The sequence below is a fragment of the Kitasatospora phosalacinea genome (genome assembly GCF_030268885.1).
GTDB classification, from domain to species: domain Bacteria; phylum Actinomycetota; class Actinomycetes; order Streptomycetales; family Streptomycetaceae; genus Kitasatospora; species Kitasatospora phosalacinea_C.
Map to the genome: position 1 here is coordinate 45,700 of NZ_BSSA01000031.1, position 24,401 is coordinate 70,100.

The following is a 24,401-nucleotide window of genomic DNA, read 5'->3' on the forward strand; positions in this document are numbered from 1 at the left end:
CCGATGACACCCCACGCCCGAAGCGCCGCCCTGCTCGCGGCCGCCGCCCCCTGCCTGCTCGCCTGCCTGCTCGCCGCGCCACCGGCCGCCGCCGCACAGGGCGACCACCCCGCGCCGCAGGGCGCCCCGCACGCCGCGCACCGGCCGGTGGACAAGATCCACCCCGTCCAGCCCCCGCCCGGACGGCTCGCCCAGGGCGGGCCCGTCCAGCGCACCGCCCCCGGCACCCCGTCCCGTTGAGGCCCCGTCACCCCACGCCCCGCACGTCCATGGAGGAACCACCGATGCACCGCACGCTGCGCCAGCTGCCCGCCGCCACCCTGACCGCGATGGTGGCCGGACTGACCCTGGTGTCCACCACCGTCCTGCCGGTCGGCACCGCGTCCGCGTACGACCTGCGGCTGCGCGCCTGGGGCAACAACGCCAACGGGCAGCTCGGCGACGGCAGCGCCAAGACCCAGCGGCTCACCCCCGTCTCCGTGGTCGGCATGGCCGGAGCCGAGCTCAACGGCATCGCCGCCGGAGGCACCACCAGCGGCACCACCGTCACCGGGTTCGCGCTCGCGCTGCTCGGCAACGGCACCGTCGAAGCCTGGGGCAAGAACGACAAGGGCCAGCTCGGCAACGGCACCACCAGCGCCACCGAGGACGCCGCCGTGCCGGGCCTGGTCGCCGGACTGACCGACGTCGAGGCCGTCGCCGCGGGCGGCGCGCACGCCCTCGCCCTGCTCAAGGACGGCACCGTCAAGGCGTGGGGCCTCAACGACAAGGGCCAGCTCGGCGACGGCACCACCGTCAACACCAACCTGCCCGTCACCGTCGCCGGGCTCTCCGACGTCAAGGCGATCGCCGCCGGTGACGCCTTCAGCATGGCGCTGCTCAAGGACGGCACCGTCAAGACCTGGGGCAACAACGACAAGGGCCAGCTCGGCGTCACCCCGGTGCCGGTCAGCTCCACCGCGCCCGTCCCCGCGCCCGCGCCCGCCACCCGCAACACCGCGATGAGCATCCCCGGCCTGACCACCGTCAAGGGCATCGCCGCCGGGGCCAACCACGCCCTCGCCCTGCTCGCCGACGGCCACGTCTACGCCTGGGGCCTCAACGACAAGGGCCAGCTCGGCGACGACACGACCGCCAACAAGCCCTACCCCGTGCCCGTCCAGGAGCTCACCGACGTCACCGCGCTCTCCGCCGGGGCCACCCACAGCCTCGCCCTGCTCCAGGACCACACGCTGCGCGCCTGGGGCGCCAACGACAAGGGGCAGATCGGCGACGGCACCACCACCCAGCGCAACACCAGCGTGCCCGTGCCCGGGGTGACCGGCATCGAGGCGATCGCCTCCGGCGCCGCGCACAACCTGGCCGTGCTCGCCGACGGCACCGTGCAGGCGTGGGGCCTCAACGACAAGGGCCAGCTCGGCGACGGCACCACCACCCAGCGCAACACCCCCGTCCAGGTGCTCGCCAAGTCCGGCAGCGTCTCCCTGGTCTCCGCGCCCAGCAACGGCAACTTCAGCCTCGCGCGCTGACCCGCCACCCCTAGAGAAAGGCCCTCCATGACGCCCTCCCAGAACGCCGCCGCCCCCCGCACCCCGCAGCGCACCCCCCTGCGCACCAAGCTGCGCCCCGCGCTGCGGCCCGCCCTCGCCGCCGGCCTGGCCGCGTTCACCGCGCTCAGCCTGGCCGCCGTACCCGCCGGGACCGCGCACGCGCAGGAGAAGCGGCTCAAGGCCTGGGGCAACAACCGCTCCGGACAGCTCGGCGACGGCACCTGGACCGACTTCCGCACCACCTCCACCACCGTGCTCGGCCTGACCAGCGCCGAGGTCGACAAGATCGCCGCCGGTGGCGGCGGCTCCACCACCGGGCACGGGCTGGCGCTGCTCAAGGACCGCACCGTGATGTCCTGGGGCGCCAACAGCTCGGGGCAGCTCGGCGACGGCAGCGTCTTCAGCCACAACGCGCCCGGCCAGGTCGTCAACCTCTCCAACGCCCGCGACGTCGCCGCCGGGGGCTGGCACAGCCTCGCCCTGCTCGACGACCAGACCGTGGTCGCCTGGGGCCGCAACAACTACGGGCAGCTTGGCAACGGCACCAACAGCGACAGCAGCGTCCCCGTCCGGGTCGAGGGCCTCAACAAGGTCGTCGCGATCGCCGCGGGCCTCAACCACAGCATCGCGCTGCGCGAGGACGGCACCGTCTGGGCCTGGGGCTACAACATCAACGGGCAGCTCGGCGACGGCACTTCGGCCAGCCGCAACGTCCCCGCGCCGGTCGGCGGCCTCAGCGGCGTCACCAAGATCGCGGCCGGGTGCAACCACAACCTGGCCCTGATCGGCCCGCCCAGCGGCGGCACCAGGCCCACCAGCGGCAACTCGGTCAAGGCCTGGGGCTACAACGCGACCGGACAGCTCGGCGACAACAGCACCATCAACCGGTACACGCCCGTCGACACCCAGGGCATCTGGCTCGGCGGCGTCTCGCAGATCGCCGCGGGCTGCAACCACAGCCTGGCCGTCACCGACAGCGACAACAAGCTGAAGGCCTGGGGCCAGAACACCTCCGGGCAGGTCGGCGACGGCACCACCGACTACCGGATCACCCCCGTCCCGGTGCCCGGCATCAAGGGCGTCCAGCTGGTCGCGGGCGGCCGCGAGCACACCGTCGTGCTGCTCGGCGACAACACCGTCCGCTCCTGGGGCGCCAACGGCTCCGGCCAGCTCGGCAACGGCACCACCACCGAGAGCAGCACCCCCGTCACCACGCTCACCGCGCTGACCGGCGTGGACAAGATCGCCGCCCCGGTGGGCGGCGACTTCAGCCTCGCCAACTGAGGCCGCAGGAACGGACGTCCAGGGGCCCCCGCGACACTCGCGCGGGCCCTTCGCCCTTCGGTCTTCAAGGGGTGCGGGCGGGGCGGGGAGTTCCGGGCGTCCTTGACAGGGCGGGGCGCCGGTAGGAAGGGTGAGGTGTAGACCACTTGGGTCCTGGCGTTCCGTCAACTCGCTTGGAGGGAAAGCATGGTCGCTCTGGGTGACCCGGAGTCGTTCGCCGCTTTCGGGGCCGTGCTCTTCGACTGCGACGGCACCCTCGCCGACACCCACCCCGCCCACCACCTGGCCCTCGCGGCGACCCTGGCACCGTACGGGGTGGAGGTCAGCCGCGAGTGGTACGCGGGATACACCGGGACGTCCACGCCGGAGACGATCAGGGCTGCACTGGCCGGGCAACGGGCCGCCGCGGACGACGAGTTGGTGGACCGGCTGGTGGGCGAGTGCAGCGAGCGCTACCTCGACCACCTGGCCGCCGTCACCGAGATCGCCCCGGTCACCGCCCTGGCCCGCGCACTGTCCGGCCGCCTCCCGCTCGCCGTCGCCTCCGGCGGGACGCGCCGGACGGTGGAGGCGACGCTGCGGCACCTGGGGCTGGACGGGCTGTTCGCGTGCGCGGTGACCCGCGACGAGGTCCGGCAGGGCAAGCCCGCGCCGGACCTCTTCCTGCTGGCGGCACGGCAGTTGGGCGTCGAACCGGCGGCGTGCGTGGTGCTGGAGGACGCGGACAGCGGGCTGCTGGCGGCGGCGCGGGCGGGGATGGTGGCGGTGGACGTGCGGGGGCGCTAGACGAGGTCGCACCCGATGCCGCGGCCCTTCGGGCGGGCGGAGGGGAAGAGTTCCCCGCGGGCAAGAAGGCCAAGGGCCGCAAGCGGTCCCTCGTGACCGGTACGCGGTACGCTCGGCCTGGGCCTGGGCCTGGGCCTCGGCTCACCGGCCAGAGCCCTACCGGACCGGACCGGCCAGCGTTTCGATGGGCGGAAGCGGCCGGTTCGGCTCTTCCCGGGTGAGGTTCGCCAGCTCTTCGGGTGGTTCGGCGCCGTCCCGAACGGTCGTGACGTAGACCCTCGCTTCCTGCAGGCCCAGTCGCGGGGCCTGTTTGCGCAGGTGGCTCATCGCGGCCACGACGCCCGCGGAGCGGACGAGCGCGCGAACGGCGGAGGCCAGTGGATCGGGCGCTCTGATGCCCTTGACCTGGAGGAGGTACTGCTCCTCCCAGCCCGCCTCCTCCCACGAGACGGCGGGCACGTGGTGGATGCTCCCGTCGTGCCGGTCCACCAGGTAGTGGCCCCCGACGAAGCTGCCGCGCGCGTCACGGGCGCGGGCCTGGTCCGCCGAGCGCCAGAAGACGAGCCAGCCGACCGTGCTCTCCTGCACGTGGTGGACGTCGGGCGTGGGGGCGGGCCCCCGCCACGGCCACGTCGGCAGCTCTCGGGCCAGGAAGGACTCGACCAGCCCGACGGCGCGTTCCTTGGAGATCACGATCTCATCATTCGCCACAGGTCAACCGGTTTTCGGCCTGCCTGCGCCGCCCCGGCCCGGATCTCGAACGCGGACCGAGGCCGGGACGTCGGTGAGTCGGCGCGCGGGCGGTCAACTTCCCTGCGGAGAGAGGCGCTTCGCCAGGTACGGGCCGGTGCGGCTGTCGGGGGAGGCGGCGACGGCGGCCGGGGTGCCGGTGGCGAGGAGGCGGCCGCCCGCGTCACCGCCGCCGGGGCCGAGGTCGATGACGTGGTCGGCCCCGGCGATCAGGTCGAGGTCGTGTTCGGCGACCAGGACGGTGGCGCCCGCGTCGACCAGGCGGTGCAGCTGGGCGGTGAGGACCTCGCTGTCGGCGGGGTGCAGGCCGGTGGTGGGCTCGTCCAGCAGGTAGAGGGTGTGGCGGCGGTGGGCGTGCTGGAGCTCGGCGGCGAGTTTGACCCGCTGGGCCTCGCCGCCGGAGAGCTCGGGGGCGGGCTGGCCGAGCCGCAGGTAGCCGAGGCCGACCTGCTGGAGGGTGGTGAGGACGCGGGCGGCGGGCGGGGCGTCGGCGAGGAACGCGGCGGCCTCGTCGACGGTCAGGGCGAGGACGTCGGCGATGGTGGCCCCGCGGTAGGTCACCTGCAACGTCTGCGGGTCGTAGCGGCTGCCGTGGCAGTCCGGGCAGGGGCTCCAGGCGGTGGGCAGGAACAGCAGCTCGACCTCGATCGCGCCCGCGCCCTCGCAGGTGGGGCAGCGTCCGGCGGCGACGTTGAAGGAGAACCGGCCCGCGCCGTAGCCGCGCTCCTTCGCCTCCGCGGTGGCGGCGAAGAGCTTGCGGACGCTGTCCAGCAGGCCGGTGTAGGTGGCCAGGTTGGAGCGCGGGGTGCGGCCCAGCGGGGTCTGGTCGAAGCGCACCACGCGGCGGTCCCCGGCGGCGTCGGCGACGGCCGCGAGCAGCGTCGACTTGCCCGCGCCCGACACGCCGGTGACGGCGGTGAGCACGCCCAGCGGCACCTCCACGTCCAGGCCGCGCAGGTTGTGCCGGGTGACGCCGCGCAGCCGCAGCACGCCGGTGGGGGTGCGGCCGCGGGACGGCGGCGGGGGCGGCGGGTCGAACAGGAAGCGGCGGGTCGCGGAGGCGTCCACCGTGCGCAGGCCCTCGACCGGGCCGCTGTGCAGGACGCGGCCGCCGCCGCTGCCCGCGGCCGGGCCGACGTCCACCAGCCAGTCGGCGCCGCGCACCACCGCCATGTCGTGCTCGACCACGAACACCGAGTTCCCGGCGGCGCGCAGTTCGGTCAGGACGCGCCGCAGCGCCTCGGTGTCGGCCGGGTGCAGGCCCGCCGAGGGCTCGTCCAGGACGTACACCACGCCGAACAGGCCGGAGCGCAACTGGGTGGCCAGGCGCAGGCGTTGGAGTTCGCCGGTGGAGAGGGTGGGGGCGGTGCGGTCGAGCGAGAGGTAGCCGAGGCCGAGGCGCTCCAGGGCGGTGAGGCGGTCGACGAGGTCGGTGGTGATCAGGGCGGCCGGGCCGTCCCCGGCGGTGTGCGGGCGCAGCAGTGCGGCGAGCCGCTCGGCGGGCAGGGCGGCCAGGCCGGTGACGTTCAGCCCGGCGAAGGTGACGGCGAGCGCTTCGGGGCGCAGCCGGTGGCCGTGGCAGTTCGGGCAGGTGGACTGCTCCAGGAAGGCGGCGGCCCGGGTGCGGGCCGCCTCGCTGCGGGACTCGGCGAAGGCCTTCAGGACCAGGCGCCGGGCACTGCTGTACTTGCCCCGGTAGGGGCGCTGGACGCGGCCGGGCTCGCGCTCGGGGTGGACGGTGACGACCGGCTGCTCCTCGGTGAACAGGATCCACTCCCGTTCGGCGGCGGGCAGTTCGCGCCAGGGCCGGTCCAGGTCGTGCCCGAGCGCGCCGAGGATGTCGCGCAGGTTCTTGCCCTGCCAGGCGCCGGGCCAGGACGCGACGGCGCCCTGCCGGATGGAGAGCGAGTCGTCCGGGACGAGCGAGCGCTCGGTCACCCGGTGCAGCACGCCCTGCCCGTGGCACTCGGGGCAGGCGCCGGCCGGGGTGTTGGGCGAGAACGCGTCGGAGTCCAGCCGCGGCGCGCCGGGCGGGTACGTGCCGCAGCGGGAGAGCAGCATCCGCAGCAGGTTGGACGTGGTGCTGACGGTGCCGACGGTGGAGCGGCCGGACGGGACGGAGCGGCGCTGCTCCAGCGCGACGGCGGGCGGCATGCCGGTCACGGCGTCCACCTGCGGGGCCTCGACCTGGCGCAGCAGGCGGCGGGCGTAGGGCGAGACCGACTCCAGGTAGCGGTGCTGGGCCTGGGCGAACAGGGTGCCGAAGGCCAGCGAGGACTTGCCGGAGCCGGAGACGCCGGTGAACGCGACCACCGCCCCGCGCGGCACCGCCACCGTCACGTTCCGCAGGTTGTGCACCCGGGCGCCGCGCACCCGGACCATGCCGTCGTCGTCGATCTCGCCGTGGTTCACCGCGCCACGCTAACCCGGGGGCGGGCACGGGGCGGGGAGCGGCACGGGGGGTGAAAGTTGCTGAAAGCTGTTTCTATCGCGGTGGGATGAGCTGGGTGGACTCCGGTGAGGTGTATACCTTTTCGCCCGTTTGGCTACCCGATTTTTGTTTCCGGCGGGTGTGCAACCGAACGCAAGAAGGTGAAATTTCTTGCATCAATGTCTTGACGGTGCAGCGGGTCGGGGTGGATCGTCTTCCCGTTGCTTCCTCAAGTCCCCCACCACCTTGGGAGATTCGCTGATGACCCCTGTCCGTAGAACCGTGCCCGTGGCGGCCGCGGCCGGTGCCCTGGTACTGGGCGCGCTGCTGCCGCTCGGCCTGCAGGGCGCCGCGCAGGCCGCCGCCACCCCCAACGGCGGCGACGTGATCGCCAACCTGTTCCAGTGGAACTGGAACTCGGTCGCGGCCGAGTGCACGAACGTCCTGGGGCCGAAGGGCTACGGGGCGGTGCAGGTGGCCCCGCCGCAGGAGTCGATCTCGGTGCCGGGGCACCCCTGGTGGGAGGTCTACCAGCCGGTCTCGTACAACCTGAACAGCCGGATGGGCACCGACGCGCAGTTCCGGGCCATGGTGACGGCCTGTCACAACGCCGGCGTGAAGGTGTACGCCGACGCGGTGATCAACCACATGGCCGGCGCCAACCAGAGCAGCACCACCGGTTACGGCGGCTCGGGGTTCAACCCGGCGGCGTACAGCTACTCGGCGGTGCCCTACTCCAAGTCGGACTTCCACGGCTCCCCGCCGTGTCCCAACGCGGACCTGAGCGTCACCGACTGGAACAACGTCACCCAGGTCCAGGAGTGCCAGGCGCTGAACCTGGAGGACCTGAGCACCGAGAGCGACTACGTCCGCGGCAAGATCGCCGGCTACCTCAACTCCCTGATCGGCGCGGGCGTCGACGGCTTCCGGGTGGACACGGCGAAGCACATCGCGCAGACCGACATGGCGAACATCCTCTCCCGGCTCAGCGACACCCGGTGGGGCGGGCGCCCGTACGTCTACCAGGAGATCTTCCCCGGCGGCGGCAGCCAGTTGGCGCCCGCCGCCTTCGAGAGCAACGGCAGCGTGCTGGAGTTCACCTACGCCTCCAAGCTCTCCCAGCAGTTCAACGGCAACATCGCCAACCTCAAGACCTTCGGGCAGAGTTGGGGCTTCGAGCCGAGCGACAAGTCCAACGTCATGGTGACCAACCACGACCTGGAGCGCGACAGGACCACGCTCACCTACAACGACGGCTCCAAGTACAGGCTGGCGCACGTCTTCGAGCTCGCCTGGGGCTACGGCACCCCGCAGGTCTACTCCGGCTTCCGGTTCAACAACAAGGAGGACTCGCCGCCCGCCGACGGCAACGGCTTCGTCACCGACGTCAACTGCGGCAACGGCACCTGGACCTGCACCGACCGCGACCGGGGCATCTCCAACATGGTCGGCTGGCACAACGCCACCCAGGGCCAGCCCATCGCCAACTGGTGGGACAACGGCAACAACGCGATCGCCTTCAGCCGCGGCAGCAAGGGCTGGGTCGCCATCAACAACAGCGGCTCCGCGGTCACCCAGACCTTCACCACCGGCCTGGCCGCCGGCACCTACTGCGACGTCATCCACGGCGACCTCAGCGGCTCCAACTGCACCGGCCCGACCGTGAGCGTGGACGGCTCCGGCAGGGCGACGGTCACCGTCAACGCGGGTGACGCGGTCGCGCTGTACGCCGCCACCACCGGCACCGCGAGCCCCAGCCCCAGCAGCAGCGCCAGCCCGAGCGGCAGCGCCAGCCCTTCGCCGTCCGCCAGCTCGACCAAGCCCGGCGGCACGGTCACCGAGACGTTCAACGAGAACAGGACCACCGTCAGCGGCCAGAACGTCTACCTGGTCGGCTCCCTGCCGCAGCTCGGCAGCTGGGACCCGAACGCGGCCGTCGCGCTCTCCCCGGCCGGCTACCCCGTGTGGAGCGGCAGCGTCCAACTGCCCGCCAACACCGCCTTCGAGTACAAGTACATCGTCAAGGACGCGTCCGGGAACGTCACCTGGGAGAGCGGCGCCAACCACAGCGCCAACTCCGGTGCCAACGGCGGCACGCTCAACGACAGTTGGGGCGGTGCCACCGCGACCGGCCAGGTCACGGTGAACTTCTCCGAGAACAGGACCACCGTCTACGGGCAGAACGTCTACCTGGTCGGCTCCACCGCCCAGCTCGGCAGTTGGAACCCCGCCAACGCGCTGCCGATGTCCTCGGCCTCGTACCCGAACTGGACGCTCTCGCTCACCCTGCCCGCGAGCACCGCCTTCGAGTACAAGTACCTCGTCAAGGACGCGTCCGGGAACGTCACCTGGGAGAGCGGCGCCAACCGCATCTACACCACCGGTGCCTCCGGGACGGTCACCCTCAACGACAGCTGGAAGTAGCCCCCGTCCGGGGCCCGAGACCCCCACGGAATGAGGCCGCCACCCCGACTGGAGGGGGTGGCGGCCTCGCCGTCGTCCGGCGGGTTCAGTCCCCGTCCGGCGGGTTCGGCCCCCGGCCGGGGAGCGGGCCCGCGGCCAGGCGGGCGGCCACGACGGCGGTGCCGCGGGCCGGGCGGCCGCCCGGGCCCGGGGCGAACTCGACGGTGCCGTCGGTCAGTTCGCCGCCGCAGTGGCCGCAGGCGACGACCGGACGGGCGGGGTGCCCGCAGGTGGTGTGGCGGGGGAGGAGCGGGGCGCCGGCCGGGTCGGAGCGGTGGCGGTCGCCCCAGGCGAGCAGCGCCAGGACGACGCCGTGCAGGTCCCGTCCGGCGTCGGTCAGCAGGTACTCGTCGCGCGGCGGGTGCGCGCTGTAGCGGCGGCGCTCGACCAGGCGCTCGGCGACCAGGTGGTCGAGGCGGGCGGACAGGATGTTGGTGGCGATGCCGAGGTCCTGCCGCAGCTCCTCGAAGCGCCGCAGCCCCAGGAACAGGTCGCGCAGCACCAGCAGCGTCCACGGGTCGGCGACCGCCCCCGCGGCGCGCGAGACGGAGCACGGGATGTCGGCGAAGCGGGTGCGGTCCACGCCGTCCAGTGTAGTGCGGCGGGGCGTAGTGGCTTGCACGATGCAAGTCAGGTGCTAGCTTGGGGGACGAGGGGCCCGCGCGCCCGTGCGTCCGTCGCTCTCGTCCGGGAGGCAGTGATGTACCACGCGATCACCCGTGCCAGGGTCCGCGCGCTGTGGCGGCGGATCGGCACCGGCGACTACCGGGCCGCCGTCGCCACCGCCGCCCCCGACCTGCGCTTCCGCTTCGCCGGGGACACCCCCGTCAGTGCCGAGTTCGTCGGTCGCGACGCCTTCGCCGAGTGGTTCCGCGCCCTGTACGAGCGCTTCCCCGGGCTGCGCCTGACCCCCCGTGAGGTGATCGTCCGGGGCTGGCCCTGGCGCACCACCGTGGTCGTCCGGCTCGACGTGACGGCCACCCTCGCCGACGGCACGCCCTACCGCAACGAGGCCGTCCAGTGGCTCACCCTCCGCTGGGGCCGGATGACCGCGGACGAGGTGCTGGAGGACACCAAGGCGCTGGACGCGGCCTGCCGCCGCCAGGCCGCGGCGACCGCCCTCCGCTGACGGCCGTCATCCGCCGACGGCCGCCCTCCGCCGGCGGCCGGGCCCGCGGGGCGCTACCGGCGCCCCCGGCCTCCGTGGCGCTCGCGGTGCAGTTCGACGAAGGAGGCGACCTTGGCCCGCACCGCCCACGGGTCGACGGGCTTCGGGATGAAGTCGGCGGCGCCCGCGGCGTACGCGCGCATCGCGTGGTCCTCGTCGCCGCCGATGGCGGTGACGAAGACGATCGGGATGTCGCGGGTGCGGGCGCGGCGCCGGATGTGCTCGGCGGTCTCGTAGCCGTCCATGCCCGGCATCTGCACGTCGAGCAGGATCGCGGCGTAGCCGTCGGGCTCCATCAGCGCCCGCAGCGCCTCGGGGCCCGAGGTCGCGGGGACCAGCTGGTGCCCGTGCGGGCCGAGCAGCGCCTCCAGGACGGTCAGGTTCTCCGGACGGTCGTCCACCAGCAGGATCTTGGGCGGCGGCCCGTCGCCGGGCTCCGCCCCGGTGGGTGGCGGCGGCGCCGCGGAGGTGTCCTGCTGCTGCTCCACCAGGGCGAGTTGGCGCCGCAGCAGGGCGTGGCGGGCCCCGGCCCGGGCGGACTGCTCGCGGGCGCGGTCGACCTGCTCGGCGAGGGCGGCGCGGTCGGGGTGCTCGGGGTGCTCGGGGTGTTCGCTGCGGGGGGTGAGGGCGGCCAGCGCGCGTCCGGCCCGGGCGGCCTGTTCGTCGGCCTGCTCGATCTCCCGTTCGGCGGCGTGCAGTTGGCCCTCCAGCTGGCACACCGCCCGGCCGATCGACCGGGCGACCCGCAGCGCCGCCATCCGGGACCGGCGCAGCCGCTCGCGGACGGCCCGGTCGGTGGCCTCGAGGGCGTCGTTCCGTACGGCGTCGAGCAGGGCCTCGACGAACTCCCACGGCGGGATGCGCACGGCCGCGAGGTAGCCCGCCAGCGCGTCCGGACCCAGGCCGCAGCGGGTGGCGAACTCGTCCGCCGGGGTTTCCAGGCGGCGGAAGAGCGCCCGCAGCTCCTCGGCGAACTCCAGTCGCTCCCGGCCGAGTTCGGCTCCCAGTGGCGGGAGGCCGTCGACGGCCGTCACCAGGCGCACCCCGTCGGCACCCGTACCAGGACCCGAACCTCCACCTGCCCGCCTCCGCTCGCTCCGCGCCGATCCGTCCGCCGCGTCCGGGCAGCGCGCGGCCGCACGGCAGCGACGGTGCGCGGTCATCCGTGACCGCGCCCGGCCGAGACGGCGACAATACGACACCGGAGCGCCAATTGACGTCCTGTCAGGTCACGGTTCGGAGGCGTTCGGCGGCGCACGGGTTCTCCGGGGCGGTGTGAAGCGCCGGTGGGGCGGTGTGGAGCGCCGGTGGGGCGCGGGTGCGGCCCGTGGCGACGGGGAGCTTCGGAGCGGCCGCCGGGCGGTGCGGACCCCGAAATCGAACAGCAGGACGGCCGGGGCGGGCGTGCGCGGTCCGGTGTGCCGTCCGGTGCGCGCCGGTGTGCGCTGCGCCATCGGACGCACTCCGGCGGGCCGCAGCCGGGCGCGGGCGGGGCGGGGCGTGACGATCGGCCCAGAGCCTCCGTGCGCCCGGTGCGGGGGAGAAAGGTGCGTCGTGACAATGGACCGTCGTCGTTTCCTGGCCGTCGGCACAGCAGTGGGGGTGGGGTTGATGGCGGGTGCGTCCCCGGCCCGGGCCCGGGGCGGGCCCGGTGCGGTGGAGGCGTTCCCGCCCCGGCAGCGCGGCTGGCGGGCCGCGCCGCCGGACTGGCAGGCGCTGCGGCAGCGCCTCGGCGACCGGCTGGTGCTGCCCGCCGACCCCGGCTACGGGACGGCCCGGCTCGGCTTCAACGAACTGAACGACGGCCAGCTCCCGGGCGCGGTCGCCAAGTGCGCCACCGCCGACGACGTCCGGGCCTGCCTGGACGTGGCCCGCGGCCACGGCATCCCGATCGCCGCCCGCAGCGGCGGCCACAGCTACCTCGGCTACAGCGTCCCCGACCGCGGCCTGGTGATCGACCTGCGCGCGATGAACACCGTCCGGGTCCGCCCCGACGGCAGGGCCGAGGTCGGCGCGGGCGCCCGGCTGATCGAGGTGTACGCGGGCCTGGCCGCGGCCGGACGGCTGCTGCCCGGCGGGAGCTGCCCGACCGTCGGCATCGGCGGACTCACCCTCGGCGGCGGCATCGGCGTCCTGGCCCGCAAGTACGGCCTCACCTGCGACCGGCTGGACGCCGCCGAGGTCGTCACCGCCGACTCCTGCGTGCGCACCGCCGACGCCGAGCACGAGGACGGCCTGCACTGGGCGCTGCGCGGCGGCGGGGGCGGCAACTTCGGCGTGGTCACCCGCTTCACCTTCGACACCCCTCCCGCGCCCGGCCTGACCGTCCTCATCCTGCCGTTCCCCGCCGGGTCCGTCGCCCAGGTGCTCGGCGGCTGGCAGCAGTGGGTCGCCGACGCGCCGCCCGAGCTGTGGGCCAGCTGCCAGGTCTCCGGCGGCAACCCGCCGACCTGCCGGATCGTCGGCTGCTGGGTCGGCGACCCGTCCGGCGCGAACCAGCAGATCGACCGCCTGGTGCGACTGGCCGGCACGACGCCCACCGGGCGCACCGTCGCCGCCAAGGACTACCTGGCCGCGATGAAGTTCATGGCCGGGTGCGCCAACGACACCGTCGCCCAGTGCCACCCCACCTGGGAGGGCGGGCGGCTCACCCGCACCGGGTTCGTCGCGGTCTCCCGGATGTTCGGCCCCGGCCCGGTCGACCCGGCCCGGCTCACCGAGCTGATGACCGGCCGCACCGGCGTCGACCTGCTGCTCGACTCGCTCGGCGGCGCGGTCGGCGAGTACGCCCCCGACGCGACGGCCTTCCCGCACCGCGGCTCGCTCGCCAGCGCCCAGGTCTACGCGGGCGCCACCCCCGCCACCGAGGACCGGGTCCGTGCCACCGTCGACGAGGTCCGCGACGGCCTCGCCCGGCTCGGCGCCCGCGGCGCGTACGTCAACTACATCGACGCGACGCTGCCGGACTGGGGGCGCGCCTACTACGGCGAGAACCTGCCGCGGCTGCAGCGGGTGGCCCGGCGGTACGACCCGGACGGGGTGTTCGCCTTCCCGCAGTCGGTGACGGCGGCCTGAGCGGCGTTGCTCCGGGTGCTGTCACGGCACGCAGCAGCACGGACCTCCGGTGGGCTCCGGCCGCCGGCAGCTCGGACCCGCCGTTCCCCGAGCCCCTGAACACGCGCTCCTGCCGAAGGTTCGTCAGCGTTCGTAGGTCATCTCGGGGAAGCGCGCCGAGGGCCCGTCCAGCAGGTGGTCGTCGTGGCCGCGCAGCCAGCGGTCGAAGAAGGAGGCGACGTAGGCGCGGGTGGCGGCTTCGGTGCGGGCGGGCGGGAGGTCGCCGACCTCGGAGCGGAGGTCGGTGGGGGAGAGGGCGCCCTGGCGGGCGAGTTGGGGGAGGAGGGTGGCGGCGTCGGTGTAGGAGCCGTGGCGGGAGCCTTCGAGGGTGACGTCGGCGTGCCAGCCGGTGCTGTGCCGCCACAGGGCGTCCCAGCCGGGCTGCCGGTGGTAGGAGCCGGAGTCGGGGCTGCGGGTGCCCATCAGGAGGAAGGGGCGGTCGAGGCCGTCCTCGGCGACGCTGGGGAGGAAGACGCCGCTCTGCCCGTCGGGGCCGGGGAAGTGCAGTTGGCCGTCGAGGTCGATCGCGGCGGCGATCCGCGGGTCGTCGTGCATGGCCTGCAGGGCGGTGAAGCCGCCCGCGGAGTGCCCGGCCATGCCGATCCGGCCGAGGTCGAGCGCGGCGGCGAGTCCGGCGGGCAGGCCGGGACGGTCGCCGAGGCAGGCGAGCCGGTCCAGGACGAGGCGGGTGTCGGCGACCCGGGCGTCCATCGACCTGCGCAGCACCGCGCCGATGTCGAGGTCCGGGTCGCCGAGCATGCCGGGCAGCACCGAGGTCGCCAACCCGCCGTCGGGGAAGTCGACTTCGGACGCCTCGTAGGTGTGGTCGACGGTCACCACCACGTACCCGCGGGAGGCCAGGTCCTCGACCAGCGCGGTCCCCCAGGTGCGCGGGTCGCCCAGCCCGGCCGAGTACAGCACGACCGGGCGCGGGCCGCCGGGCAGCACCGGGGCGTCCGTCCGGGCGTGGGTGCGGATCGACGACCAGTCCGTGCTGCCGGGCGTCACGGCGTAGTTGATCAGCCCGACGCCGTCCGGCCCGCCGAAGTGGGCCCCGGCGGCCGCCGTCATGTACGGGGTGCGCGGGCCGTCGGCGGAGCGGACGGCCGGGTACCAGATGCTCACCATCAGCTCACGGGTCCGCCCGGCCGTCCACGGATCGGGGCGGGAGTCGTCGGCGATCCGCAGCGCTGTCGTGCCGATCGCGAACGGCCCGCTGGGCGGCGGGAGTTGTGCGGTGGCCTGCCGGGTGCCGGTTTCGGCCGACGCCGCCGGGGCCGGCAGGGCCGCCGTCGCCGCCAGTGCCGCGAGCAGCAGAGCCGCCCCGATCCGTCCGCGCTTGCCCGTCATCGGAAGTCCCCTCGTGTCCGGTGCCTGTTGACGGGCCCCACCGTACGGGGGCGAACGGGCGGCCCGCGTCGTACTGCGGAGCCAATCGGCGGGTTGCTACCGGAGTATGACGCTCGATCAGGTGGCGGGGCCCCGCCGGGGCAGGGAGAGCAGGGTGATCGCGGCGGTGACCACGGTCAGGGCGAGGACGAAGGCGCCCAGGGTGAACAGGCCCAGGGTGAGGCAGGCGGCCAGGGCGAGGACGGCGAGGCAGTACAGGGCGGCGGCGAAGCGGAGCACCGCGCGGCCGGTGGCCCAGGCGGCGCGCAGCGGGCCGCGGCGGTGCCAGAACCCGGCCAGTGCGAGCAGGCCGAGGAACGGGAGGAGCAGGGTCAGCGCCCCGAGGTCCCGGTTCCGGGTGAACAGGGATCCGGCGTCCACGGAGAACACCCCGGCCGCGCCGAGCACCGCGAGGCCCCCACCCATCAGGACGAACACCGTTCCGACCACCCGGAAGGCGGAGGTCCCCCGCGGCGGCGCCGTCCGGCCCGACTGCGCCTGTTGGGCCGCCAGGAAGCCGACGAACCGGTCCACCACGCCCCGGAGGTTGAAGGCGAGGAAGCAACCGATCGTGAACGCGGCGACGCCCCAGCAGAGCATGAACAGGTGCTCGGAACCCGGGTCCGTCGTCCGGCCGGCCAACGGCATGGTCGCGCTCCTTCGGGTGCGTGCTGGTGCGGCACACCTACCACGGGACGGCGGGCCGGGGGAAGGTCCACGACCGGCGGGCGGTCAGCCCCCGGCCCGGGCCCGGCGCAGCAGGAAGGCGCCGGAGACGGCGGCCAGCACGGCCATGCAGGCGGTGAAGACCAGGCCCGCCTCCGGCAGGCCGAGCGGGCCGTCCAGCAGGCCCACGCCGACCACCGGGATCGAGATGCCCAGGTAGGCGACCACGAACAGCAGTGACAGCACGCCGCCTCGGTGGGCCTCGGGCGCGGCCGCCGCGACCTCGCCGACCGCGCCGCGCAGCGCCATGCCCTGCCCGGCGCCGCCGACCAGGGCGGCCAGGACGAGCGGGGCGAGGGCGTCGGTGGCCAGCGAGAGGGCGAGCAGGCCCAGGCCGCCGATCAGCACCAGGCAGCCCAGCGGGAGCGCCCGCCGCGCGCCCAGCTTCGGCACCAGCAGCTGGCCGCCGGTGGAGGCGAAGAACGCCGAGGCCACGACCAGGCCGACCACCGCGTGGTCGTGCACGCCCACCTCCTCGGCCAGGAACGCGGGCGTCACCGAGGTGAACACCCCCAGCAGCGAGAACCCGGCGAACGCGGCGACCGCCGCGGGCACGAACACCCCGCGCACCTCGGCGGGCAGCGACGGCCGCCGCGGCCGCGCGGTGCGCAGCGGACGCGCCCCGGGCACGCTCTCCGGCAGGGCGCGCACCACCGCGAAGGACAGCGCCAGCAGCACCAGGTGGACGACGAACGGCAGGGTCAGCGGCCGCGCCGCGTACTGGGCCAGCAGCCCGGCCAGCAGCGGCCCGCAGCCCAGGCCGCCCATGTTGGCGGCGGTCGCGGCGAAACCCGCCCGGCCCCTGTGCCCGGGCGGGGCCAGCTCCAGGACGTACGCGGTGGCGGTGCCGGTGAACAGGCCCGCCGCGAAGCCCGACAGCAGGCGGCCCGCGAACAGCCAGGCCAGGCCCTGCTCGGCGAGGAACGCCACCGCGCTGGCCGCCCCGCACACCAGCCCGATCAGCAGCACCGGCCGCCGCCCCACCGCGTCCGAGACGTTCCCGAACAGCAGCAGCACACCGATCACCCCGAGCGCGTAGACGGCGAACACCACCGTCACCATCAGCTCGGAGAACCCGATCCGCTCCTGGTACAGCCCGTACAGCGGGGTGGGCAGCGTGGTGCCGGTCATGCAGACGGCGAACGCGGCCGCCGCCCCCAGGTACCCGCCGCTTCGACGATCGCTCACCTCCCCACCGTAGGCAGTGCGCCGGAGCGGGGGAAGCGGCGCGCCGGGGGCGGACGGGGGCCCGGAGGTCGGCGGGCCGATGCGGGCGAACCATCACATAATGGGCCGTATGGCTGACAAGACGAGCAGTGCGGACCGACCGGCCTCGGTCACCGTCGGCGGCCGCAACGTGCGCATGCGGACCATCGCGTTCCTGCTGCTCGGTGTGCTGGCGATCTGGTTCATCGCCGTGAACACCGCCTCCGTGAAGATCCGGCTGTGGATCCCCACCGTCACGCTGCCGCTGTGGCTGGTGCTGCTGGTCACCCTGCTGGTCGGCGTCGCCCTCGGCTGGCTGCTGGCCCGCCGACGGCCCAGGGGCTGAGCGCCTCACCCGGCGACGGGCACCGCCGCGGCCGCCCCGGCGCCGCGGCCCGCCGTCGGCCCGCCCGGACGTCCACCGGCTCCCGCTCCGCCCGCAGCCGGGTCGCCGACACCCAGCACGCGGCGAGCGCCGTGAAGGCGATCCCGGCCGGCACGCCCCGCCCACCTCCCGCCCGCCCGCCCCGGAAAAGATGCGCCCCCGCCCGGACGGCGGTACGAAGGGCCCACGGACGGCGCACCCGGCAGCGGGGCGGCGCCCGCCGCCGGACCGCGAGGAGAGGACGCCGGGATGTTCGAGGAACGCCGGGCCCGCCGACAGGCCAACCGGGCTTTCGACCACGGGGACGGGGTCACCCGCTACCAGATGAGGCAGAAGGTCCTCGCCGTCGGCGACGACTACTGGATCGACGACGACTCCGGCGACCACGTCTACAAGGTCGACGGCAAGGCGCTGCGCCTGCGCAAGACCTTCCACATCGAGGACCGCTCCGGCCACCGGGTCGCCACCGTCCAGGGCCGGGCGCTGCGGATCAAGGACACGATGGAGATCGAGGACGCCGACGGCAAGCGGATCGCCCTGGTCAAGAAGGCCCTGGTCAACCCGCTCCGCGACCGCTGGCACATCGAGCAGGCCGACGGCCCCGACCTCGCCGTCCACGGCAACGTGCTCGACCACGAGTACACGATCGAACGCGACGGCCGGAAGGTCGCCGAGGTGTCGAAGAAGTGGTTCCGCCTGCGCGACACCTACGGCCTGGAGGTCGGCCCCGACGCCGACCACGCCACCGTGCTCGCCGCCGCGATCGCCATCGACGCGATGACGCACCCCGGCGACTGACGCCCCCGGGCGGCGGCTGCCCGGAACGGCCGCTCGGAACGGCCACTCGGAACGGCCGCTCAGAACCGGAGCCAGCGGCCCTCGGAGACGACCTCGACCACTCCGTCGACCACCTTGACGGCGGTCTCGTCGTCGATGGCGTAGGCCGGGTTCGGCAGGGCGGCCGCCCAGCGCTCGGCGTCGGCCGTGGAGTTCTCCGGCAGGGCCGGGTGGCCCAGGTGCGGGAAGAGGGAGAAGTCGACGAGGCCCAGGGTCTCGTCGGTGCCGGTGGGCGACCGCCACTCGACGAACTCCGCCCCGATGCGGGGCGTCATCACCATGCTGCCGGCGCTGAGCCCCACCCAGACCTTCTCGGGCAGGGTGGGGACCAGCTCCGCCAGGCCGGACTGCCGCATCCAGTGGCACAGGTACAGCGCGTCACCGCCGTTGGCGAGCAGCACGTCGGCCTGCCGGACCCAGGGCAGCCAGCGCTCCGCGCCGATGCTGGGCAGGGCGGTGAGCTCCAGGACGCCCATGGACCGCCAGCCGAGCTCGCACATCGGGGTGCTGGAACGCCCGGTGACGAAGCGCCAGGCCCCGGCCGGGCTCCCCATGGGGTGCCCGTAGCCCGCGGTGGGGATGCACAGGGCGTCGGCCTCCTCGACGGGCTTGCCCAGCAGGTCGACCAGGGCCTGCCGGATGCCGGGGTTCTTCACCCCGGCGGAGGTGAGGAGCAGTTTCACGGTGCCTCCCGTACGGGGTGGTCGTTCCTGCGGGGCGGGGCGGGGCGTCTGACCGGGCCGGGCAGGACCGGGCAGAGCCGGGCCGGGCCGGCACCAGTGTGGCACGCGGGAGCCGGTGCGGGGCGCAGGAGTCAGGCGCCGTGGCCGAGTTGGGCCAGCGCCAGGTCGAGGGTGTCGGCGAAGAAGTCGGCGGCCGCGGTGTCCAGGCACAGCGGCGGCTTGATCTTCAGGACGTTGAGGTGGTCGCCGGTGGGCTGGACGACCACGCCGAGGTCGAGCATCCGGTCGCAGAGTTCGGCGGTCTCCTCGGTGGCGGGCTCCAGGGTGGCCCGGTCGCGGACGAGTTCGAGGCCGAGGTAGAGCCCGGAGCCGTGCACGGCGCCGACGATCCGGTACCGGTCGGCGAGCGCCCGCAGCCGCCGCTTCAGGTGGCCGCCGACCCGCACCGCGTTGCCCTGCAGGTCCTCGTCGCGCAGGGCGTCGAGGACGGCGAGGCCGACGGCGCTGGAGACCGGGCTGCCGCCGGTGGAGGAGAAGAAGTAGCCCTGGTCGCGGTAGCGTTCGGCGATCTCCCGGGTGGTGACCACGGCGCCGAGCGGGTGGCCGTTGCCCATCGCCTTGGCCACGCAGACCACGTCGGGGACGACCCGCTGCTGCTCGAAGCCCCAGAACCACTCGCCCAGCCGGCCGTAGCCCGCCTGCACCTCGTCGGCGACGGCCAGCCCGCCGTGCCGCCGGACCGCCGCGTACACCTGGGCGAGGTAGCCGTCGGGCAGCGCGACGCCGCCCGCGTTGCCGTAGAACGTCTCGCTGACGAACGCCCCCGCCGGGCGCCCGGCGGCGGCCAGGGCGTCCACCACCGCGACCGCCTCGGGCGCGTAGCGGACCGCGTCCGCGCCCCGGTGGCGGCCCCGGTACGGGTTGGGGGAGTCCACCGTGTGGACCCAACTCGGGCGGGTGGCCAGGGCGTTCGGGTTGTCCTGCAGGGAGGTGGAGACCGCGTCGGAGGCGTACGTCCAGCCGTGGTACGCCTCGCGCACGGCGACGACGTCCGGTCGGCCGGAGGCGCCGACGGCCAGCCGCAGGCCCAGGTCCACCGCCTCGGAGCCGGAGTTGACCAGGAAGACGGTGTCCAGCGGGTCGGGCAGCAGCGCGGCCAGGCGCTCGGTGAACTCCACCACCGAGGCGTAGTGGAAGCGCGAGTTGGTGTTCAGCCGCCGCAACTGCCGTGCCACCGCCCGCTCGACGCCCGGGTGGGCGTGGCCCAGCGGGGTCACGTTGTTGACGATGTCGAGGTAGGCGCGGCCGTCGGTGGACACCAGGTGGTGGCGCCAACCCCGTTCGATCCGGGGCGGTTCGGCGTAGTAGTGCTCCTGCACGGTGGCGAACACGGCGGCGCGCCGGGCCAGCAGGTCGGCCCGCCCGGTGCGGTCGGTGGCGACCGCGTCCAACCCCAGCAGCGGGGCGGGGTCGGCGGTCAGCGGCAGCCAGCCGGCCGCGTACTCGGGGCGCACCAGGGCCGGGACGGCCGGGCCGTCGGCCGCGCGCAGGGCCAGCCGGGCCGGGGACCCGGCCGGGAGGCGGACCAGTTCCTCGCCGCCGTGCAGCCCGGCCCCGGCCGACACCGACGGCCGGGTCGCGGCGTCGAACTCCAGCACCAGCACCCGTCCGTCGTGGGCGAGTTCGAGCAGTCCGGGCGCGGCGGTCAGCACCGAGGCGGCGCCGGGCGCCTGCGCCACCAGCTCCGCGCCCGGCCACAGGTCGACCCCGGTGGCGACGGTGGCGGGGGAGACGGTGCGGAGCACCGGCGTCCGGGAGAGCCGGGCCCGCCCGTACGGGGTGCGGGCGACGGCCGCGCCACCGGCCAGTACGGCCGCGGCCGCCCGCCGCTCGACCCCGGTGACCGTCGTGTCCGCCCCGGTGCCCGTCGCGTCGGTGTCCGGTGCCCCGGTGTCCGGTGCCCCGGTGTCCGGTGCGTCGGTGCCCGTCGCGTCGGTGTCCGGTGCGCCCGCCCCGAGCCAGGCCCCGCCGTCCATCGCGTCGGATTCGGTGGCCAGGTCGAGCAGGGCGAAGCGGTCGGGGGTGAGGCCGCGCAGCAGGGGGTGCGCGGGCGGGGCGGCGGCGGTCGGCGGGGCGGCGTACCCCGCGGCGTCCGCGACCAGGTGGGTCATCACCGGCAGCGGCAGGCGGGTGGCCTGCTCGAAGATCCGCCACTCGCGCTCCAGCGCGCCGGTGGCGTAGGCGTTGTCCGCGTCGACGGCGGCCTGCTGCCGTCCGCTCACCACCAGCCCGGCCGCGCGCAGCACGACCAGCGGCCACAGCGCCGCCGCCTCCTCGGCGGACAGCGGCCGCAGCGCGTGGAAGGCCCGGACGGCGGGCAGCACGTGGTGCGGTTCGACCCCGTCGTGGTGGAGCAGCGAGGAGAGCGTCACGGCGAGCTCGCTCACCGCCCAACTCGCGGTCAGGTCACCGAAGTCGATGACCCCGTCGGGCACCGGCAGCGGACTGTCGGGGCGGCGGACCAGGTTGTCGTCGGTCAGGTCCAGGTGCACCGCCTGCACCGGCAGGGTCGCGGCCACCGCCCGGACGCGCGACCACGCCCCGGCGGTGGCCGCCAGGACGGCCGCCCGCCGCTCGGGCTCGGCGACGTGCCCGGCGAGCCGCTCGACCACCCGGTCCGCGTGCCGCAGGTCCCACTGCAGGACGCGCTCCAGACCCGGGTGCCGGAAGTCGCGCAGGGCGGTGCTGACCCGGGCGGCGACCGTGCCCATCGCCGCGACCGTGCGGGGGGAGAGGTGGCGGGGCCCGGACAGCGTCCCGCCGGGCAGGTGGCGCAGCAGCCGGGCGACGGCCGGGCCGCTCCCGGACTCCACCACCGCCCGGCGCGGGGTGCCGTCGGGGCGGCGCAGCACGGTGGCGACCCGCAGGCCGGGGTGGGCGGCGGCGACCAGGTCCGCGGCGGCGTCCTGCGCCTCGACCTCCGTCGGGCCGAACGCCGGGTTGGCGACCTTCAGCACCGCGAGGGCCGCCCCGTCGCCGTCCCGCAGCAGGAAGTTGGCGTCCTGCTGGCTGCCCAGGGCCTCCGCCCGGGCCGCGGTCCCCAGGAGCCGGACGGCGAGGAGCTCGGCCTCGGCCGGGGTGGTCCGCGGGGCGGGCAGGGCCTCCCGGGCGAAGAAGTCGACGGTGCGGTGGTCGGCGTGCGGCATGGCGGGGGTCCTCGGGTGGAGAGGGGCGGGGCGGAGGGCGGGCCGGTTCAGTCGGTGTGCCAGAGGAAGCGGTGGGTGTGGATCGCGAAGTAGGGGAAGTTCTCCACGGCGGTGACGCCCTCGACGGCCCGGACCACGTCGTTGACGAAGTCCAGCAGGTCGGCCGGGCGGGCGCAGACCACCTCGACGAACAGGTCGAAGGTGCCTGCGGTCAGCACCGTGTACACCACCTCGTCGTGCCGGGCGAGCGCGTCGGCCACCGCCCGCGGGTCGCCGTCGACGTGCAGGCCGAGCAGCGCCATCGCCCGGTGGCCCATCGCCATCGGGTCGGTCACCCCGACCACCTGCACCTCCTTGGCGTCGACCAGGCGCTGCAGCCGCAGCCGCGCCGCGGACGGTGACAGGCCCACCTTCGGGCCCAGCTCGGCGTAGGGGATCCGGCCGTCCACCTGCAGCTCCCGCAGGATGGCGCGGTCGATCTCGTCCATGGCACACCTCTTCGCTGTCGGAACGGCAATCCGGAAGGCCGTGGGGAGCACAATGCCCGACCCGGACGCTCGAATCAAGCGCTCGACGCTCGAATCGAGTGCAGCGGCGAGCGGATCGAGCGTCACGGCGGCGGTAGCTCGGCCCGCGTCGCCGCGCCGGGCCGTCCGCCGGGCGAACCGCGCGCCGGGTCGCCCGCACGTGGGCGGCACCCACACCCCCGCCCGCGGAACTGTGGACCCCTCCCACATAGGCTCGCCCCCTACCCGTTCCTACGGTGTGGCGACATCCCTCACTCCTCCGGAAACGGTGACCCATGGCCAGCCCCACCCCCGCCGGCAACGGCGCGCCCCCCGCACCCCGGCCGGCGGCCCTGCGCCGCGTCGTCGCCGCCTCGCTGATCGGCACCACCATCGAGTGGTACGACTACTTCCTGTACGGCTCGGCGGCCGCCCTGGTCTTCGGCCACGTGTTCTTCCCCAAGGCCGACCCGCTGACCGGCACCCTGCTCTCCTTCCTCACCTATGCGATCGGCTTCGCCGCCCGCCCGCTCGGCGCCCTGGTGTTCGGCCACTACGGCGACCGGATCGGCCGCAAGAAGCTGCTGGTGCTGAGCCTGCTGCTGATGGGCGGCGCGACCGCGCTGATCGGCTGCGTCCCGAGCTACGACAGCATCGGCGTCGCGGCGCCGCTGCTGCTGACCTTCCTGCGCCTGGTGCAGGGCTTCGCCCTCGGCGGCGAGTGGGGCGGCGCGGTGCTGCTGGTCTCCGAGCACGGCGACCCGAAGCGCCGCGGCTTCTGGGCGTCCTGGCCGCAGGGCGGCGCCCCGGCCGGGAACCTGCTCGCGGTCGGCGTGCTCGACCTGATGACCTTCGTGCAGAGCGACGAGCAGTTCCTCGCCTGGGGCTGGCGCGTCCCGTTCCTGCTCTCCGCGGTGCTGGTGATGGTCGGCCTGTGGATCCGCCTCGCCGTCGACGAGTCGCCGGTCTTCAAGGAGGCCCTCGCCAGGGCCGAGGCGCGCAAGGCCGAGCAGCGGGCCGAGCGGGAGAAGGCCGAACAGCCCCCGCTGCTGGCCGTGCTGCGCCACCACTGGCGCGAGGTGCTGGTCGCGATGGGCGCCCGGATGGCCGAGAACATCTCGTACTACGTGCTGACCACCTTCGTGCTGGCGTACTGCGTCGGGCACCTGAAGCTGGACAAGCAGACGGCGCTGAACGCCGTCCTGATCGCCTCCGCCGTGCAGTTCGCGCTGATCCCGCTGTTCGGCGCGCTCTCCGACAGGGTCGGCCGCAAGCCGGTCTACCTGGCCGGGGCGGCGGGCGTCGGCGTGTGGGCGTGGGCCTTCTTCGGGCTGCTGGACACCAGGTCGTTCCCGGCGATCCTGCTGGCGATCACCGTCGGCCTGGTCTTCCACAGCGCCATGTACGCCCCGCAGGCCGCGTTCTTCTCCGAGATGTTCGCGACCCGGATGCGCTACTCCGGCGCCTCGATCGGCGCCCAGTTCGCCTCCGTCGCGGCGGGTGCGCCCGCCCCGCTGATCGCCACCGCACTGCTGAAGGACTACGGCAGCTCCACCCCGATCTCGCTGTACGTCACCCTCGCCGCCGTGGTCACCCTGGTCGCCGTCCTGTGCGCCCGGGAGACCCGCGGCCGCGACCTCGCCGACCTGGAGCAGCAGCCCCGGGAGGAGCGGGCCACCAGCGGGGTGTGACCCGCCGTCCGGCGGTGCGTCCGGCGGTTCGTCCGGCGGTGCGTCAGGCGGTGCGTCCGGTGGGCAGGGGCCGGTGCGACGGGTCCCTGCCCGCCGTCCTCCCTGCCCCGCCGTGCCCCCCGGGCCGGTGACCATGGCGCGTCCGCACATGGCGGCCGGTCCGGGGGTGGACTCCGCAGCCATTACCGCGCCCTGCCGGGGGACGCATGATTCACGCCACGGCCCG

General features: G+C 74.8%; 20 protein-coding genes. 10 read left to right on the top strand and 10 right to left on the bottom strand.

Annotation, left to right across the window (positions count from 1 at the left end; genetic code table 11):
* Positions 1–3 precede the first annotated feature (3 nt).
* The 4 genes from QSK52_RS31860 (at position 4) to QSK52_RS31875 (ending at position 3,620) form a co-directional block, all read left to right on the top strand.
* Positions 4–240 carry a hypothetical protein gene (locus QSK52_RS31860; protein WP_285739705.1) on the top strand — a complete coding sequence of 79 codons (237 nt, stop codon included), beginning with the start codon at positions 4–6 and terminating at the stop codon, positions 238–240.
* A 44-nt stretch (positions 241–284) separates the two neighbouring features.
* Complete coding sequence (locus QSK52_RS31865) at positions 285–1,529, top strand: RCC1 domain-containing protein (RefSeq protein WP_285739706.1); 1,245 nt, start codon at positions 285–287, stop codon at positions 1,527–1,529.
* A gap of 27 nt (positions 1,530–1,556) precedes the next feature.
* Complete coding sequence (locus tag QSK52_RS31870) at positions 1,557–2,834, top strand: RCC1 domain-containing protein (RefSeq protein ID WP_285739707.1); 1,278 nt, start codon at positions 1,557–1,559, stop codon at positions 2,832–2,834.
* 186 nt (positions 2,835–3,020) lie between these two features.
* Positions 3,021–3,620 carry an HAD family hydrolase gene (locus tag QSK52_RS31875; RefSeq protein ID WP_285739708.1) on the top strand — a complete coding sequence of 200 codons (600 nt, stop codon included), beginning with the start codon at positions 3,021–3,023 and terminating at the stop codon, positions 3,618–3,620.
* A 156-nt stretch (positions 3,621–3,776) separates the two neighbouring features.
* Here QSK52_RS31875 and QSK52_RS31880 read toward each other — a convergent pair whose 3' ends face one another.
* On the bottom strand, positions 3,777–4,313 hold the full coding sequence (locus QSK52_RS31880) for a hypothetical protein (RefSeq protein ID WP_285739709.1): 537 nt from the start codon (positions 4,311–4,313) through the stop codon (positions 3,777–3,779).
* 111 nt (positions 4,314–4,424) lie between these two features.
* Entirely contained in the window at positions 4,425–6,752 is a 2,328-nt protein-coding gene (locus tag QSK52_RS31885; RefSeq protein ID WP_285739756.1) for an excinuclease ABC subunit UvrA, read from the bottom strand.
* 310 nt (positions 6,753–7,062) lie between these two features.
* Between QSK52_RS31885 and QSK52_RS31890 the strand changes: the two genes are divergently transcribed.
* Positions 7,063–9,225: a carbohydrate-binding module family 20 domain-containing protein gene (locus tag QSK52_RS31890; RefSeq protein ID WP_285739710.1), complete on the top strand. Its 2,163-nt coding sequence runs from the start codon at positions 7,063–7,065 to the stop codon at positions 9,223–9,225.
* 85 nt (positions 9,226–9,310) lie between these two features.
* Here QSK52_RS31890 and QSK52_RS31895 read toward each other — a convergent pair whose 3' ends face one another.
* Positions 9,311–9,847: a winged helix-turn-helix transcriptional regulator gene (locus QSK52_RS31895; RefSeq protein ID WP_285739711.1), complete on the bottom strand. Its 537-nt coding sequence runs from the start codon at positions 9,845–9,847 to the stop codon at positions 9,311–9,313.
* A 117-nt stretch (positions 9,848–9,964) separates the two neighbouring features.
* Between QSK52_RS31895 and QSK52_RS31900 the strand changes: the two genes are divergently transcribed.
* Positions 9,965–10,393, top strand: coding sequence for a nuclear transport factor 2 family protein (locus QSK52_RS31900; RefSeq protein ID WP_285739712.1), 429 nt, complete (start codon positions 9,965–9,967; stop codon positions 10,391–10,393).
* Positions 10,394–10,446: 53 nt separating this feature from the next.
* Here the strand turns inward: QSK52_RS31900 and QSK52_RS31905 are convergent, their stop codons facing one another.
* Positions 10,447–11,466, bottom strand: a complete 1,020-nt coding sequence (locus tag QSK52_RS31905; protein WP_285739713.1) for a response regulator — start codon at positions 11,464–11,466, stop codon at positions 10,447–10,449.
* A 526-nt stretch (positions 11,467–11,992) separates the two neighbouring features.
* Between QSK52_RS31905 and QSK52_RS31910 the strand changes: the two genes are divergently transcribed.
* The gene (locus QSK52_RS31910) at positions 11,993–13,507 is read left to right on the top strand and encodes an FAD-binding oxidoreductase (protein WP_285739714.1); all 1,515 of its coding nucleotides are present in this window, start codon (positions 11,993–11,995) and stop codon (positions 13,505–13,507) included.
* A 123-nt stretch (positions 13,508–13,630) separates the two neighbouring features.
* Here QSK52_RS31910 and QSK52_RS31915 read toward each other — a convergent pair whose 3' ends face one another.
* The 3 genes from QSK52_RS31915 to QSK52_RS31925 form a co-directional block, all read right to left on the bottom strand.
* Complete coding sequence (locus QSK52_RS31915; RefSeq protein ID WP_285739715.1) at positions 13,631–14,896, bottom strand: alpha/beta hydrolase family protein; 1,266 nt, start codon at positions 14,894–14,896, stop codon at positions 13,631–13,633.
* Positions 14,897–15,013: 117 nt separating this feature from the next.
* Positions 15,014–15,583: a hypothetical protein gene (locus QSK52_RS31920; RefSeq protein WP_285739716.1), complete on the bottom strand. Its 570-nt coding sequence runs from the start codon at positions 15,581–15,583 to the stop codon at positions 15,014–15,016.
* A gap of 84 nt (positions 15,584–15,667) precedes the next feature.
* On the bottom strand, positions 15,668–16,792 hold the full coding sequence (locus QSK52_RS31925) for an MFS transporter (protein ID WP_435053414.1): 1,125 nt from the start codon (positions 16,790–16,792) through the stop codon (positions 15,668–15,670).
* 166 nt (positions 16,793–16,958) lie between these two features.
* Between QSK52_RS31925 and QSK52_RS31930 the strand changes: the two genes are divergently transcribed.
* Together QSK52_RS31930 and QSK52_RS31935 are read left to right on the top strand one after the other, a co-directional pair.
* Positions 16,959–17,213, top strand: a complete 255-nt coding sequence (locus QSK52_RS31930; protein ID WP_285739718.1) for a lipopolysaccharide assembly protein LapA domain-containing protein — start codon at positions 16,959–16,961, stop codon at positions 17,211–17,213.
* 288 nt (positions 17,214–17,501) lie between these two features.
* A complete protein-coding gene (locus tag QSK52_RS31935; RefSeq protein ID WP_285739719.1) occupies positions 17,502–18,050 on the top strand; it encodes an LURP-one-related/scramblase family protein in 549 nt (182 codons plus the stop codon).
* 59 nt (positions 18,051–18,109) lie between these two features.
* Here QSK52_RS31935 and QSK52_RS31940 read toward each other — a convergent pair whose 3' ends face one another.
* The 3 genes from QSK52_RS31940 to QSK52_RS31950 form a co-directional block, all read right to left on the bottom strand.
* Positions 18,110–18,772 carry a Type 1 glutamine amidotransferase-like domain-containing protein gene (locus QSK52_RS31940; RefSeq protein WP_285739720.1) on the bottom strand — a complete coding sequence of 221 codons (663 nt, stop codon included), beginning with the start codon at positions 18,770–18,772 and terminating at the stop codon, positions 18,110–18,112.
* 131 nt (positions 18,773–18,903) lie between these two features.
* A complete protein-coding gene (locus QSK52_RS31945) occupies positions 18,904–21,978 on the bottom strand; it encodes an aminotransferase class III-fold pyridoxal phosphate-dependent enzyme (protein WP_285739721.1) in 3,075 nt (1,024 codons plus the stop codon).
* 47 nt (positions 21,979–22,025) lie between these two features.
* Complete coding sequence (locus tag QSK52_RS31950; RefSeq protein WP_285739722.1) at positions 22,026–22,466, bottom strand: Lrp/AsnC family transcriptional regulator; 441 nt, start codon at positions 22,464–22,466, stop codon at positions 22,026–22,028.
* 314 nt (positions 22,467–22,780) lie between these two features.
* On the opposite strand from QSK52_RS31950, the gene QSK52_RS31955 reads away from it, so the two are divergent.
* Positions 22,781–24,175 carry an MFS transporter gene (locus tag QSK52_RS31955; protein ID WP_285739723.1) on the top strand — a complete coding sequence of 465 codons (1,395 nt, stop codon included), beginning with the start codon at positions 22,781–22,783 and terminating at the stop codon, positions 24,173–24,175.
* Positions 24,176–24,401: the final 226 nt, after the last annotated feature.

Excerpts from the sequence above, each read along its gene's own strand:
- QSK52_RS31935 (WP_285739719.1), top strand. The coding sequence starts at position 17,502 with ATGTTCGAGGAACGCCGGGCCCGCCGACAGGCCAACCGGGCTTTCGAC.
- QSK52_RS31860 (WP_285739705.1), top strand. The coding sequence starts at position 4 with ATGACACCCCACGCCCGAAGCGCCGCCCTGCTCGCGGCCGCCGCCCCC.
- QSK52_RS31865 (WP_285739706.1), top strand. The coding sequence starts at position 285 with ATGCACCGCACGCTGCGCCAGCTGCCCGCCGCCACCCTGACCGCGATG.
- QSK52_RS31945 (WP_285739721.1), bottom strand. The coding sequence starts at position 21,978 with ATGCCGCACGCCGACCACCGCACCGTCGACTTCTTCGCCCGGGAGGCC.
- QSK52_RS31870 (WP_285739707.1), top strand. The coding sequence starts at position 1,557 with ATGACGCCCTCCCAGAACGCCGCCGCCCCCCGCACCCCGCAGCGCACC.
- QSK52_RS31910 (WP_285739714.1), top strand. The coding sequence starts at position 11,993 with ATGGACCGTCGTCGTTTCCTGGCCGTCGGCACAGCAGTGGGGGTGGGG.
- QSK52_RS31890 (WP_285739710.1), top strand. The coding sequence starts at position 7,063 with ATGACCCCTGTCCGTAGAACCGTGCCCGTGGCGGCCGCGGCCGGTGCC.
- QSK52_RS31950 (WP_285739722.1), bottom strand. The coding sequence starts at position 22,466 with ATGGACGAGATCGACCGCGCCATCCTGCGGGAGCTGCAGGTGGACGGC.
- QSK52_RS31955 (WP_285739723.1), top strand. The coding sequence starts at position 22,781 with ATGGCCAGCCCCACCCCCGCCGGCAACGGCGCGCCCCCCGCACCCCGG.
- QSK52_RS31930 (WP_285739718.1), top strand. The coding sequence starts at position 16,959 with ATGGCTGACAAGACGAGCAGTGCGGACCGACCGGCCTCGGTCACCGTC.
- QSK52_RS31915 (WP_285739715.1), bottom strand. The coding sequence starts at position 14,896 with ATGACGGGCAAGCGCGGACGGATCGGGGCGGCTCTGCTGCTCGCGGCA.
- QSK52_RS31900 (WP_285739712.1), top strand. The coding sequence starts at position 9,965 with ATGTACCACGCGATCACCCGTGCCAGGGTCCGCGCGCTGTGGCGGCGG.
- QSK52_RS31875 (WP_285739708.1), top strand. The coding sequence starts at position 3,021 with ATGGTCGCTCTGGGTGACCCGGAGTCGTTCGCCGCTTTCGGGGCCGTG.
- QSK52_RS31925 (WP_435053414.1), bottom strand. The coding sequence starts at position 16,792 with ATGACCGGCACCACGCTGCCCACCCCGCTGTACGGGCTGTACCAGGAG.
- QSK52_RS31920 (WP_285739716.1), bottom strand. The coding sequence starts at position 15,583 with ATGCCGTTGGCCGGCCGGACGACGGACCCGGGTTCCGAGCACCTGTTC.
- QSK52_RS31885 (WP_285739756.1), bottom strand. The coding sequence starts at position 6,752 with ATGGTCCGGGTGCGCGGCGCCCGGGTGCACAACCTGCGGAACGTGACG.